Genomic DNA, 13,956 nt, shown 5'->3' with positions numbered 1-13,956 from the left:
CTAAAATTGGCTTGGTTATCTACTAGAATTTTCGCCAATTTCATCTGCACTTTCATTATTTTTCACCAAAATTATCAAACAGAAACAACTAGCAGCTAGCTTTATTAAGCTCAAAGCTCCACTTTTTAATACAATAAAAGCGCCTAACCCTATAAGAACAAAAGGCACAAGATTATTAACGTAGCGAGTCAATACATCAGCTATGACTCTGTTGTTAGTCAATTTGTATGCAGCGTAGCACCAAACTCCTAACAATAGAAAAAATAATCCGATAATTATCACGAAACTCTCTAAGTTGCTACTCGCAAATAAAGGCACGTAAACACTAATATTATCGCTGCCATTGGCAATTGTAACGGCTGCCACACTATAAGCTTGGGGAGAAAAAAAACTAGTAACTGTTGATGCTTCAGTTTCTTCTGTTGCAGCTACAACTTCTTCTGATGAATCTTCTTCCCAATTCACTAAGCTACTGATACCTATGGACATTGGTAGTAAACCAAGTAATCCAATCCAACTTTTTGATAAAACCAACCCACCAAATAAACCAGGAAGACTAAGGATTAACAGAACCGTAAAACCTAAAAACTGACCAGCAACTATATGCCGGGGGCGAAAGTTAGCATTTATTTGAGAAAAAAACAACAATAGAATGACAATATCATCAATGTTAGTGGCAATGAACGCAATTGCCCCTGTAGTAAATGCAGTAAGTAACTCGTTCATATTTTAAGAGAAATATAGACATGCTTTTACGTATTGAGGATCATCCTACCCTGTAGTCAGCTACTTTCTTTAACACAATTCGTTCAACAACTAATTTTCACTAATCATTAAGCAAGGCATCAAAAACCGAAATTACATTACTTTACTCACAATTAAATTGTATACAATGTGTATACAATTTAATTGTGGTAATTCTTGTTTCAAGTTAAACGGCTGTAAGATAAAGAGCTATCCGCAAAGATAAAATTCTCAAAGCCAGTTGTCGAAAGGGTAATCAGGTTTCCATTGTTGTTGAAGATAATGTTGGCAGGGTTTAGACTATTGCCAGAAATAACACCAGATACACTAACTTCAGAACGTTTGAAAGCCCTCACATCAAGGGTGTCAAAACCATTTCCGCCATCAACAATTGCAGACCCGAATCCTTTGAAGTAGTCATTTCCAGTCCCTAGTTCAAAGCGGATACCGCCACCGATAGTGACTTTCTGTTGAACTTTATCGATACTACTGGTGGCGGTAACTCTGTCATTCCCATCGCCAGTCTTGATGATTCCTTGCCCATAAATCCCATAGGCAGTACCACCAATTGTGGTTGTTGCTTGTCCGGTGAGGATGTCATGGCCATTACCAGTATCAATGATGCCGTCATTGAAGATGCCATAGGCTAGGGTGTTTGCTTCCAAGCTATTTGCAGAACCCTTAATCGTGTCAGTATTTTCACCCGTAGTAATAATTGCTTTTTTAATATTCTGGATGCCGATGCTGCTTTTGCTCCCCCCTGTGATGATGGTGGCGTCTTCGATGTTCTTGTTCTGGCTGTCAATGCTAGTAGCGCTGATCCTTTCTGTGGTGGGGATGGTGTCTTCTTGAATGACCTGGACAGATCCAACATCAATAGGTTTAGGTATAGGGGAAATTATATATTTGCCCCTGCTGCCAGCAGTACCAGTGCCGATGAGCGTATCTTCTCCTTTGCCAGTAGTTAGTTTATCACTGTTACTAATGCCAATTCCAGCACCGCCGTAGCCGCTTTCGCCTGTGATCCTGTAATTACTAGTAGTACCCTCGGCGGAACCTTCGCCACCAATACCACCAGTCCCAGTGCCAGTGATAGTGTCATTTCCGTCCCCTGCATCAAAACTGCCACTGTTGCTAATGCCGATTCCAGCACCGCCGTCGCCGCTTTCGCCTCTGAATATGCCGGGGGGGATGGAATTAGTAAAGGCAAAGATGGTACCTTCGCGACCATTACCACCAGTTCCAATACCAGTGATAGTGTCATTTCCGTCCCCTACATCAAAACTTACACTGTTGCTGATGCCGATTCCAGTACCGCCGTCGCCACCTTTAGAATCATCGCCTCCCTGAACGCCGCCAGTGCTGCCAATACCACCAGTACCGTTGCCAGTGATAGTGTCATTTCCGTCCCCTGCATCAAAAGTACCACTGTTGCTGATGCCAATTCCAGTATCGCCTTTACGGTCTTTAAGAGCATTTCTTCTACGGAAAACGTTGAGTCCAATGCTACCAGTACCGTTGCCAGTGATAGTGTCATTTCCGTCCCCTGCATCAAAAGTACCACTGTTGCTGATGCCGATTGCACTAGCGCTAGTACCAGTGCCAGTGATAGTGTCATTTCCGTTTCCAGCTTTTAAACTGCCACTGTTGCTAATGCCAATTCCACTTCCGCTGTTTCTATTACCAAGGTTGTCATCAATACCAGTGCTAGTGATAGTGCTAGCGCCTATAAATTTCAAGCCAGTACCGATGCCACTGATAATGTCACTTCCATCCCCTGCATTGAGAGTACCACTGTTATTGATGCCGATGCCAGTAACAGGTTTGTTAGGCTTAGTACCACCTGTGCTAGGCTTACCAGTACCAGTAATACTGTCGTTTCCTGAAAATGTATTAATCACACCTCGATTTAAAATATCAATACCGATCGCCAGAGATGCATTTGACTCTTGTGCGGCTAAAGTATCGATACCGGAAGTACCAATGAAATTAGGTGGAACTGTAAGTCTAGGCATTGACAAAATTCTCTCTATCAGAATAATTACTTTGTCATTTTAAAACTTAGTTGTGCCAGAAGGTTAAAATAATTTGTAATTGATAATGACGTTAGGGAGTTTGCAAGAGTCATTACGAATTACGAATTAGTAATTAGTTAATTTGGTATGGTGATAAATTGTAGGTTCTAAAAATCCAGCATGAGTAAGCTAGGGACAACCTTCAGTGAAGGAATAATTGCTTTCATAGCCACTAACATAGATGACATTATTATCTTATTAATATTTTTTTCACAGGTAGATGTTAATTTTAGACGACGGCATATCTTACTCGGTCAATATCTGGGTTTTACAGCCATTATCATCGCTAGCTTACCAGGATTTTTTGGTGGATTGGTTATACAGCGAGAATGGATAGGATTGCTAGGACTGCTACCAATAGCAATTGGGATTCAACAATTAATATATAAAAAAGAAGAAACTGCAACAGTTCAGACAGTCACTAGTGATTTTAGTCAGTCTACACCTACTAACCCCGTATTGGCTTTTATTTTGAGTGTTTTGCATCCCCAAATATATAAAGTGGCAGCAGTAACCGTTGCTAATGGTGGTGACAATATTAGTATATATATTCCTTTATTTGCTGGTCATGACCTTGCCAGCTTGGGAGTAATTCTAAGTATATTTTTTGTGATGGTAGGGGTTTGGTGTGCGATCGCCTATTTTTTAAGCCGTCAACCTACCATTGCTTATATTTTAAGTCGCTACGGTAAAGCTGTTGTACCTTTTGTGTTAATTGGCTTGGGTCTGTTCATTCTCTATGAACGAGGTACATTCACTCTACTACCTTGGTTAAGAAGTTAATCAATGTTGGATGTTGAATGCTGGATTTAGAACCCCAATCTAAAATTTATCACACCTGATGAACTAATTTCCAACTCACCATCATCAAGATGGCATAAATGATAAACCGTAATGGGCGTTGTGGAGCTACCTGGCAGATTTTAGCGCCTAGTAACACTCCTGGAACAGAGCCTAGCCATATAGGCACTACCAAACTCCAATCAACTGTTCCCAGGCTGAGGTGACCGAGGGCTGTAAACAGCAGTAAAATTGCTGCGTGTGAAATATCTGTACCCACTAACTTCCGTGCATCAAGGCGGAAAAACCCAATCAGGACTAGGGCAAACATTGAACCTGAGGAGACACTAGTTAGACCAACTAAACAGCCTAAAATTGCTCCTAAACTGATTGTTATGATCCGACCCAAATTAGTTTCTAAGTCTAACTTTGGCAGTTCCGGTAAATTAAATTTCGGCAAAAAAGTCAATAACAACAATTGTATTAGTGCTAATAGTGTGACTAGCAAAATCATCCCGCCAAGTAAACGGAACAAGATGTTATCTAGGTTATACTCACCTGTACGTTTAATGAAGTGCAAAATCCCCACCCCGAACAGTGAGCCTGGAACACTCCCAAATGCCAGCCATTTGACAACTTCTATGTCAAGGGTTTTCTGTTCCCAATGTTTGACGCTACCAACAATCTTCATCAATGTGGCAGCTACAACATCAGAACTCACAGCAATGGAAGGCGGAACCTGAAAAACAAAAATCAACATTGGGGTGATGAGAGAGGCTCCGCCGATTCCCGTCAAACCAACGATGATGCCAACAAAAAAGCTTAAGAACGGTAGTAATAAATAGTGCATACTCTTGTGAGGTTTCAACAATCAGTTATCAGTTATCAGAGTCCTGTTGAGTCTCCCACTTCTATAAAGTGAGCAGCGTAGATTAGGGTTTAAATCGCCAAACGAAGCCTTAATAAGTGTTCACTGACTTAATTACAAGCAGCTGGAACTGAAAGTCAGCTAAAGCTTCACTGCTAGAGAGCAGCAACTGTGCCAAACTATAGCCCAGTGGTAGATAGAGCTAGTCATGGCAAGCTATTGTGTTTCTCAAAGGATGAGTGACACAAAGGTTATCCAGCTAAAAGTTAGGGGAGAGAGGATTCCTGGACAACTTAAAACCTGTCTGAAAGTTTTTGTCAGCATGACAACTGGCATTTAGCCGAAACAGACTTTGATAACTGCTTAGGGGTCAGTTGCTCTGCTAAACTCAACTTCTAACTGGTTTTTCTGTAGTTTTACATGTAAAAGCCAGTAAGACGATGCACTTACCGTATTTTACTTGTAATCATGATAAAACGTCTAGCGTATTCGTGTTGTATATCGCTAGATTCTCTGGATAATACACAGTAGTCGGTTAAACTTCTGAGAACTGATTGTTAAAAAAAGATACCTAAAAGTTAATCACGATAAGGATAACAGGACTTAGGCTTTCAGGAACGAAACCCAATTTAGGGACTGACAAAAAATAAATTATCCAAAATTATTTGTACATTTGTAGGGGATTTTGGCCTTGCGTCCCTACGTTCGCGGAGCGTCCCGCAGGGATGGGATGTTTTTTTAACTGGAAGTCCCTTGGATGGGCATTTGTGGGGTTTCACTACTCTGCCTTAAGCCGCCTCCTTTGTCTACGTTCAACCCAACCGACAATTATCTTTAGCTGAACTGTATTGTGTCATAGATAACTTTTTCTAAGTACCAGTTATCTGACTGACCTGGGTTTCTTCGCCGCTGCTATGCCTAAAAGTCCTTTGGCGGCTAATTTAGCGATTTGGAGGGGATAAAAGCGATAATGCGATCGTTTTTTATTAATTTTGGGTAAATCTTATCTTTAACTGAACTGTATTGTGTTCTGAATAGCTGGTTTATACTCTAAATATTTATTCTGTAATTCCTCTGGAATAGGAATAAGACGATTATTTTGCAAACTGACAAAAGCGCCCTTTTGGGTAGCTACTGCTGCTAACTCATTGTTAGATAAAATTTCAGCTTGCACAGTCCACTTTAACCGTCCTAAATTACTCATCCATAAACGTCCAATCACTTTATCAATAATCTTTATCGGACGTTTATATTCAATTTCAGTTGCAGCTAAAATAGGTGCATATCCTTTATCAATTTGTTTACTTAGTTGCCAATGTTCATCTAAAAACTTTAAACGTAAATCCTCTAGCCATCTAATATACACAATATTACTTACAATTCCCATAAAGTCAATGTCGTATGTTCTTACAGGAATTGCTAATACTACTTCTAATGGTCTATGCAAATTGTTATTTACTAACATTATTTATTTCAATAAATTCTTTTTTAAAATTGCTCGGTTTGTAAAATAGTAAAAACTTTTCCATCTTCTAAGCATGGGTAATTATTAATTGCCTGTTATCCCAGACTGCTAATGAAGAGTCAATGGTTTGGTTTATCTCCTCCTCACTCAAATCTTGCCGCGCTTAAGCAGGACAATTCCCCAAAATATAACTTTTTGGGGATTGTCCTTAATTTTTTGAGCATCCATCTTAGGATATATTTACCTAAGATGATCGCTTATTTGCGACCACCAAACCATTTAGCTGCGATCGCTCCTAAAGCTGCTCCGACAACTGGATTACTGAGAAACTTAATCAGCGCTGGTTGTTCAGCCATCACTTCTCGGAAGATATCAGGATGATTGTGATAAGTGAAAGATGCCAGTTTGCTCAGGTCATCTGCATTTATGTGCTTAGGATTATGGGAAGAAAGTCCCAAGTCTTTCTCTAGATGGCGCTCGTCTAAACCTCTTTGCTTTAAGTGCTTGAAAAATGACCCGGCGACATCATCTCGCTCGTTAGGTTTAATCTGAGCGATCGCCTTCTGCAATTCTGGCTCCATCTGAGTAGGAGGAATACTGTCATGGTTGAAAGACCGACCAAATAATTGACGACGTTCTTCGTGGGATGAGCGTTGAGCAAAATCGTCAAAATTTTGGTATTCCTTAGTTGGATCAGATGAAACATCATCCAAAGATTCTGTATTACCATGCGCTAAGTCATTCAGAATTTCGCGTTTATATTTGTCACTGCTGCTCATTTTAATTTTCTCCTTTTTTAGTTCAAATCAACGTAAATCAGCTTTTTTATTTCGGAAAATTGAGTTAATTATTTATACTCAATTTGAGATGATTGCACATCATACAGACCTGTCAAAATCAGTTTTTTGTCTGGTGCATACATCAAAACTGTTAAATCTTGATTAGGGAAGTTTTTGTGGAAACCTTGGAGTAAGGATTTTGCTAATGGTCGCACTTCTGTCGGACGAACTTGAGGCGTAATCACGACACCTAACTTGTTGTTATCACGGACATAAGCATCTTGGACAATTCCCTTTGCTGTACCGATAACCCAGTTACCAAAATCTTGACCTTGGACGCTGTTACCACGCTCTAACAAGGCATAGTCACCACTACGACTGATTCCGGGTGGTAATTGAGTTGGTTGTTTAGCTTGAACCGTACCACTACAAGCGGCAGTTGTTGTTAGTACTAAAGCCAAGACTAAAGCCATTAAAATTTGGCGAAACTGTTGAATCATATTCACACTTGTCTCCTAAAAAAATAAGTTGGAAGTTTTACAATCCCAGCCTATAGCAATCCTATTTGAGTTATGAAAATTATCGTAGACGCGCAGCGGCGCAGGCTACCGCCTTCTTTACGTGTAGCTTGCTTCCCCGTAGGGGTACGCAGAGCGTGTCGTAGAGAATAGGAGAAACAGAAAAGTTCATAAATCATTTAAAAGTGCTATAGAGGTTTGAGTAATTGCTTAAATAAGCTCTAGCCTAAGATGCAACATACATGGCATGAATTTTAAGTAGATGTTCAAGCACTTTTGTAATTTGAATCTATCCAACATTGTGGCAAGCTCTCACCAGAAGGAAAATTTAATTTGCCTTTTTCAAAAGATTCTGGGTCTTGTTCTTCTTCTCCCACCTGATATTGGCCTTTAACAGTAGTTTCTTTCGGGCTAAACAGTGCCTCAATGTCGAGGATTTCTACTAAATTGCCGCTCTCTTTTTCTTGTAGTAACATAGCAAAACTTAAGTTTGAGGTTTGAAGTTTAACTTACTCATGCATTCTTTTTAATAGTCTCAGCCCAACAGCATAAGGTGTACCACCCAAGAGTGCAGCAAGCATCAAAAAGAACGTGCCGACAAGTTCAGCTAACGCAGACTTGACCCTTTCTAGTTTACAGAAGTCTCTCCTGTGCCTAAATCGGTAGATTAAATCTAATTGGGGATCTCTACAACTCTTGCGAACGCATACAGAAAGCAAATACATTTGCTCGATCACAAAAGTGCTGAAAACCTTTGAAGAGATTCCAGACTCAGCCTGGAATCTTTGTGCTGTCTGACAAGGGATGAAACTTAAAAGCAGCCTTCTTAAATACGATCTTTGGGCAACTTACCAGTTTTTTCCTCAATAGTACGACCCTCAGCATCAACGTCTAACTCTTCACGTCGAATCGTCTCTTGAACTTCAACAGTTTCTTGTTCTACAACTTTTTGGACTCTGATTTCTTCGCGCACAAAAGCTTCTTTCTGGACATCAGCAACTTCTTCATAGAGTTCTATACGTGCTACCTCGCCCTCGCCGAAGTTAGCTGTTTCAGCAGACACAACTTTGCCTGCATCTTGAGGAGTAACTCGCTCAATTACGACTCGCTCTCTTTCCACTGGAACAGAAACTCTTACAGTTTCTGTTTCAACGTGCTTGCCAATTGTCACTTCTCCAGTTTTACGGCGCTGTTTGTTGGCAACCAGCCTTTCTTCGTAGAGTTTGAAGGTTTGGTCTTCATGAGCATTGACATCATATAGATCCGCGTCGTTTGCATATGTGTAGTTGTTGCGATCATAAGTGGGAGCAGTACGACCATCTACTGAACTTCCTACAGACGGTGTACGATATCCTCCACGCACCCGTTCTTCATAGTCGTAATCAAGCGCTGTGTGTTCTTGATATTCAGGCAAGTTTTCCGCTTGCTCTTTTGTGATCCCAAGGGCATATACACGGTTTGCTCTAGAGTCAATACGCGATTTCCCTACTGGTAGTAATACTTTCTTGCCAAAAATCCAAATGCCTAAGTCAACAATTAAATAGCGGAACGCTCCTTGTTCGTCTACTACAGCATCACTTACCGTGCCAATCTTCTCATCAGTTCCCTGAACATACACATCCATTCCTTTGATGTCGTTACCTTGAATAGCATCCCGGTAGTCTGTATCAAATTCACTTATTTTTTGCAGTGGCATTATTCTATTCCTTAAAAATGTACTGTTTCTTTTTTAGAATTTAGCATATTCAATTTAGATAAATCTTCTTTCCAAAGATTGAGTTAAATCATGTTGAACTTTAACAAAAAGTAGTAATTACATCTAGTTTTACTTGCATCATCAAGAAGTCTTATTTCAACATCTTAACTTTTGTGACTCTAATGATGTAATAAATTATAAGCCAATTTTTCCTGAAGGTAGTCTGGCAGGACTTTTCAGCCGGATATTTAACCCTGGATAAAAATAAGCCACTTAACAAAGTAGGGGTTTAAACCTTGTTCACGACTGTCGCACTAGGAAACTCTATAAGGCAGTATTCATCAACCAGGACACCTCTCTTGTTAATATTTTGTGACTAGGTTCTAGCATTATTGTGACCAGTTTCTAGCCGTAAATGTCAGGTCATAACTCAGCCAAATTCATATATATTCAGAATTTTAAGCTAATTAAATTTCTTAAAACCTTACATTTTAATCAAACATCCTAATATTTTTTTAGCCCTTATTGTTTGAGTTAAAACCCTAATCTCACTCTAGAGAAAAAAAACGTACTCCAAAAGATTGATGATAAACTAATATGAAAATGCCTTAATGTTATTAAAGCCCTAATAAATTAAGCGATCGCTTCAATCGAAATGATTACTTAGTACTAATTAAAGATAGCGCTACTGAGAGTAAGCGTGTGGAAGCGATTCTCAAACAGCGAGGAATTGAAGATTTTATTATTGATGATGCCTCCGCAGGTGACAACTGAGGAGTTCGTCAAACAGTGAGTTTTGATAACAACAGTGAAGACTCTGCTGTTATCATTGTTAATTGCCGCCATGAAACTGTTTAACTCACTGTGTAGAGTCAAAAGTTCATAGCTAAGGAAATAAAAGACGTTAAAAATGTAGTTGTTAAAGCAACCGTTGCCAAAGTTGATAGCAACAAAGCCTAAACTTAAAAACTGTTCTCATTGCAGAAAATTAGGAGAGAATTATGGAAACTGAATTAGAGCAACAGCAATACGTTGATGCTGCATCCCAAAACCGGATAGAAGCACTTAAAGGTTCAGAGGCTGGAAACTTGCCAATGTTACCGCCTGCCTCGGAACCTGAAGAACAATGGCAAAGAATTGGTAGACAGATTTCTACATTTTTGGCACAACTTCCTGAGTACATAGGTAGTTTCTACCAAGAATACAAACTACCAATTATTAGCTTTGCTTTGCTTGTAATAGTGGTTACGACACTGAGAATATTTCTAGCAGTACTGAACGCAATAAATGGTATTCCATTAGTTTCTCCAATTCTACAGTTCATTGGACTGGGTTACACAATTTGGTTTACTTTTCGCTATTTGCTCAAAGATTCTACTCGGCAAGAATTAGCAGGAGAAATTCGTTTGCTTAAAAAACAAATTTTAGGCATACAAGAATCCCAGACTTAGAGTTAACTACAGTATAGTGGCGAATGAAAAATTTTTTTTCGCCATATATAGCAATTCTAAATCATTGGTCAAAAGTTAGATACCCGACTTCTTTTACGAAGTCGGGTATCTGGACACCGCGAATTTTCACAAATCAGATAGGACTGCCAAATATATGTATATTTAAATACTTATTATCAAGTAGAAAGCCGAGTTTTACTTGAGCGTTGTACAGATATATAGGGGTGTGCGTTAAACTAAGTCGCCCCGTGATCAGGACGAGCGCTAATTAAAATGGCTTAGGGAAATCAAAATAATCAAATGCCCATATTTTTGTGGAATTTATTTATTTTTAAACAATAAACTGAGCGATCGCATATGGCGAAAGATATATATGTACGTCAAATTAATAAAGATGTAAACAACCTTATCTGATTTTTACAGCAAGCTTGGCGATAAAAAAATAAGAAATAAGAGGAAAAAAATGCCTAGACTCGTAGGACAGCGCTCTAATACTGGAGCAAACATCACCGTTCTGATCATCCTTGTCGCCATTTTTGGGGTATTCATGGAATACTTTGGCGTTATTGACATCGTTCCCGGTTTTGGCAGAGAGGGACGATATTTTCAGCTAAAAATTCAGCCAACCAACGAACAAGTCACTAAATAACCCAATTAATAATAACTGCAAGGGATAGATAAATGCGTAAAGGTAGTGATGTGATCGATAAAGTAGTCGTCACTTCTGACAAGGGTCAGAAAATTCAGCGAATTCTAGATTTAATTTTTGATCACAAACGCAATCAACTTTTGGGTTTCCTGGTTGAAGAGAAGGGACTGTTTCGGGATGCAAAAGTTATTCCCATACAAGAGGTGCAAGCGATCGGGTCAGATGCGATCATAGTTAAATCGAAAGAATCTGTTGTTAAGGCACATCGTGTGCCTGCAATTAAAGAGATTCTGCACCAGAATATCGTACTAAGAGGAACAAGAATTCTGACCACTGAGGGACTTTACCTTGGTGGACTGGTGGATTTGTTCTTTGATGAGCATAGTGGACTGGTGGAAGGATACGAAGTTTCTGGCGGTGTATTTGCCGATGCTTACTCGGGGCGATCGTTCGTTCCTGCTCCCGAAGCACTGATAATTGGTGACGATGTTGCCTTTGTGCCTCCAGAAACTGCTCAGATGATGGAAGAACAGGTCGGTGGTATCCGGGGAGCCGTCCAAGCAACTGAAGACAGGTTGCAAGAATCGGCTCAAACGGCTAACCGCAGGCTACAGTCAGCCAGCCAGAATGCAGGTGAGCAACTACAAAGCTCAGTAGAGAACGTGAACCGCAGGCTACAGTCAGCCAGCCAGAATGCAGGTGAGCAATTGCAAAGCTCAGTAGAGAACGTGAATCGCAGGCTACAGTCAGCAAGCCAGAATGCAGGTGAGCAACTACAAAGCTCAGTAGAGAACGTGAACCGCAGGCTACAGTCAGCAAGCCAAAATGCAGGTGAGCAACTACAAGCCGCAACTGATGCTACTAGCAGCAAACTGCAAGACCTGAATCGAGATGCAGCTGCCTCCCTGACAAACAATTTGGTTGACCCTGCCGAGCAAAAAGTATATGTGATTGGCAAACATGTTGAGCGAGATGTGCTAACTCCAGACGGTAGTGTACTCCTACTACAGGGGCAGTCAGTCACGCTAGTCGATGCAGAAGCGGCCGAGCGCTTAGGTATCCTCGATGAACTCTATCGAGCCACAGGTGGCAGTCTGACTGCCAATATCACCCGCAATTTGCAAGCAGCAACAGAATCTACTAGCAATCGAATTGGGAGTGCAACGATGAGCAGTGCTGCTAACCTACGTCAGTCCGTTAATGGGCTGGCAGCACAGGCGATCCAGCAGGTAAGAGGGCGCAGAGTCCTGCAAACGGTGCGTGCTGACGATGGCTTAATTATTGCGGCATCTGGGCAGATTGTAACTGAATCCGTCCTTGCTCGTGCCCAGACTTACGGCAAACAAGCAGAATTACTCAACGCTGCTGGTCTGGTGGCAACCGCAGTTCGTTCTACCACAAGTGACACATGGTTAGAAACCAAAGTTCAACTGCGCCAGGGGGCAAGTGTCGCTCAAGAGAACCTCAACACTTTCTGGCAAGCCTTGAAACAGAAGGCAGAAATGCTACAAAGACGCAGCACACGGGCAATGAGGAAGCAACGAATTGAACTTGCACTGGGTCGTCCTGTTACCCGCGTCATTCTTGATCCAGAAGACAACGTGATTCTGAATGTGGGTGAATTGATTACGCATTGCGCTGTGCGTCAGGCTGAAGAAAGTGGAGTCCTGAATATCTTACTGAGTTCAGTCTATATTAAGGAGCCAGAAATATCTGCTCAAGAGCTACGTGCCCAAAAACATGGAATGGCGGCCCTATCGCATCACGATAATGGGCGATCGCAACTTGAAGCCAAATCAATCACAATCAACTAAGCTGTCGCGCATTTAATTTGCACAACTAGGGCGGGTTTTTCGGCCCACCCCACAAGAAATTTATTTTTTGGAGGATGCAAATTAAAAGATTTTTAGCTTAATGCCTGACTTTAATGCCTTTGGGCATTTTTTTCATGTCTTGTGCTTTATCCAGGTTCAATTGCTGCTGCCGTTATCGCGTTTATTTGCGGTAACAGGTATCATCTAGAGTGCGCTTTTTGTCAAACATGGGCAATTTTCGGGAATACTTTGTCGTTGCCCAAGACAATAACTATACTACATCGGACTTCTCCTTCCTCTGCCTCTTTTTTTGACGAAGGTATTGATCGTGAATCGTTACTCATTAGCAAAACGATGTTTGGCGGAAGCTCTAGGTACAGCTTGGTTGGTTCTGATGGGCGTGGGTACTGCTGTGATCTCTGGTGCAGTACCTTGGGTTGGAGTTACTGGAGTGGCGATCGCTTTTGGCTTAAGTTTGTTGACTGCTGCCTATACCTTCGGTTCTATTAGCGGCTCTCACCTCAACCCCGCAGTCACAATTGGTTTTTGGGTAGCCAAGCAGTTTTCTTCCAAAGACGTTTTACCCTATATAGGCAGTCAGATTCTCGGCGGAATTTGGGGGAGTACTATCCTGTTTTTGATTTGTATGGGCAAGCCTGAGTTTACAACAGCTAACTTTGGTTCTAATGGGGTGGGAATTCACTCCCCTGGTAACTATAGCTGGTGGGCTTGTGCATTAGCCGAATTCATTGTTACCTGTGGTTTTGTGCTGCTGATCTTGAGCGTCACATCTTCTCGCGCTCTCAAGCTGTCTGCACCTATCCCTATCGGTTTGGGGCTGACCTTAGCGCATCTGATCCTTATTCCGGTGACAAATGCCAGCGTCAATCCCGTGCGATCGCTAGCCACAGCTATCTTTACTCGCGGTTGGGCATTGGCTGACCTTTGGATTTTCATCGTGTTCCCAATTTTCGGTGGAGTTTTGGCGGGTATGGTTGCCCGATGGTTGCAAAAACCGGACATCTAACCCACCTTCCGCACCCCAAGTGTCACAACCGGAAATTACTTAGAGAAAAAAGGCAAGTAAGAATAAAAACACACATCTAGAGGCAAAAAA

General features: G+C 41.1%; 13 protein-coding genes. 5 read left to right on the top strand and 8 right to left on the bottom strand.

Features of this window, described 5'->3' with window-relative positions:
- Positions 1 to 15: 15 nt before the first annotated feature.
- Both V7K46_RS06225 and V7K46_RS06220 read right to left on the bottom strand, forming a co-directional pair.
- A complete protein-coding gene (locus tag V7K46_RS06225) occupies positions 16 to 726 on the bottom strand; it encodes a cadmium resistance transporter (protein WP_335111726.1) in 711 nt (236 codons plus the stop codon).
- A 200-nt stretch (positions 727 to 926) separates the two neighbouring features.
- Entirely contained in the window at positions 927 to 2,759 is a 1,833-nt protein-coding gene (locus tag V7K46_RS06220) for a beta strand repeat-containing protein (protein ID WP_335111725.1), read from the bottom strand.
- A 180-nt stretch (positions 2,760 to 2,939) separates the two neighbouring features.
- Between V7K46_RS06220 and V7K46_RS06215 the strand changes: the two genes are divergently transcribed.
- Positions 2,940 to 3,602, top strand: coding sequence for a cadmium resistance transporter (locus tag V7K46_RS06215; RefSeq protein WP_335111724.1), 663 nt, complete (start codon positions 2,940 to 2,942; stop codon positions 3,600 to 3,602).
- A 49-nt stretch (positions 3,603 to 3,651) separates the two neighbouring features.
- Here V7K46_RS06215 and V7K46_RS06210 read toward each other — a convergent pair whose 3' ends face one another.
- From V7K46_RS06210 to V7K46_RS06185, 6 genes are all read right to left on the bottom strand, one after another.
- Complete coding sequence (locus tag V7K46_RS06210) at positions 3,652 to 4,449, bottom strand: sulfite exporter TauE/SafE family protein (protein WP_335111723.1); 798 nt, start codon at positions 4,447 to 4,449, stop codon at positions 3,652 to 3,654.
- 1,027 nt (positions 4,450 to 5,476) lie between these two features.
- Positions 5,477 to 5,932, bottom strand: coding sequence for an acyl-CoA thioesterase (locus V7K46_RS06205; RefSeq protein WP_335111722.1), 456 nt, complete (start codon positions 5,930 to 5,932; stop codon positions 5,477 to 5,479).
- Positions 5,933 to 6,189: 257 nt separating this feature from the next.
- Complete coding sequence (locus V7K46_RS06200; RefSeq protein ID WP_335111721.1) at positions 6,190 to 6,711, bottom strand: hypothetical protein; 522 nt, start codon at positions 6,709 to 6,711, stop codon at positions 6,190 to 6,192.
- Between the two features lie 68 nt (positions 6,712 to 6,779).
- The gene (locus tag V7K46_RS06195; RefSeq protein WP_335111720.1) at positions 6,780 to 7,217 is read right to left on the bottom strand and encodes a hypothetical protein; all 438 of its coding nucleotides are present in this window, start codon (positions 7,215 to 7,217) and stop codon (positions 6,780 to 6,782) included.
- A gap of 278 nt (positions 7,218 to 7,495) precedes the next feature.
- Positions 7,496 to 7,705, bottom strand: a complete 210-nt coding sequence (locus V7K46_RS06190) for an acetyltransferase (RefSeq protein WP_335111719.1) — start codon at positions 7,703 to 7,705, stop codon at positions 7,496 to 7,498.
- 350 nt (positions 7,706 to 8,055) lie between these two features.
- Positions 8,056 to 8,925 (bottom strand): DUF2382 domain-containing protein, encoded by an 870-nt coding sequence (locus tag V7K46_RS06185; RefSeq protein WP_335111718.1) that lies wholly within the window; start codon positions 8,923 to 8,925, stop codon positions 8,056 to 8,058.
- A gap of 1,001 nt (positions 8,926 to 9,926) precedes the next feature.
- On the opposite strand from V7K46_RS06185, the gene V7K46_RS06180 reads away from it, so the two are divergent.
- The 4 genes from V7K46_RS06180 to aqpZ all read left to right on the top strand — a co-directional run bounded on the left by V7K46_RS06180 (position 9,927) and on the right by aqpZ (position 13,866).
- The gene (locus tag V7K46_RS06180) at positions 9,927 to 10,376 is read left to right on the top strand and encodes a CAAD domain-containing protein (RefSeq protein ID WP_335111717.1); all 450 of its coding nucleotides are present in this window, start codon (positions 9,927 to 9,929) and stop codon (positions 10,374 to 10,376) included.
- Between the two features lie 463 nt (positions 10,377 to 10,839).
- Positions 10,840 to 11,025, top strand: a complete 186-nt coding sequence (locus tag V7K46_RS06175; RefSeq protein WP_298906380.1) for a hypothetical protein — start codon at positions 10,840 to 10,842, stop codon at positions 11,023 to 11,025.
- A gap of 32 nt (positions 11,026 to 11,057) precedes the next feature.
- Positions 11,058 to 12,839: a PRC-barrel domain-containing protein gene (locus V7K46_RS06170; protein ID WP_335111716.1), complete on the top strand. Its 1,782-nt coding sequence runs from the start codon at positions 11,058 to 11,060 to the stop codon at positions 12,837 to 12,839.
- Between the two features lie 328 nt (positions 12,840 to 13,167).
- The gene (aqpZ, locus tag V7K46_RS06165) at positions 13,168 to 13,866 is read left to right on the top strand and encodes an aquaporin Z (RefSeq protein WP_335111715.1); all 699 of its coding nucleotides are present in this window, start codon (positions 13,168 to 13,170) and stop codon (positions 13,864 to 13,866) included.
- The last annotated feature ends 90 nt before the right edge of the window (positions 13,867 to 13,956 follow it).

This window comes from Nostoc sp. (assembly GCF_036917395.1).
In the GTDB taxonomy this organism is placed as follows: Bacteria; Cyanobacteriota; Cyanobacteriia; order Cyanobacteriales; family Nostocaceae; genus Nostoc.
This window is presented reverse-complemented; position numbering and strand designations above follow the sequence as displayed.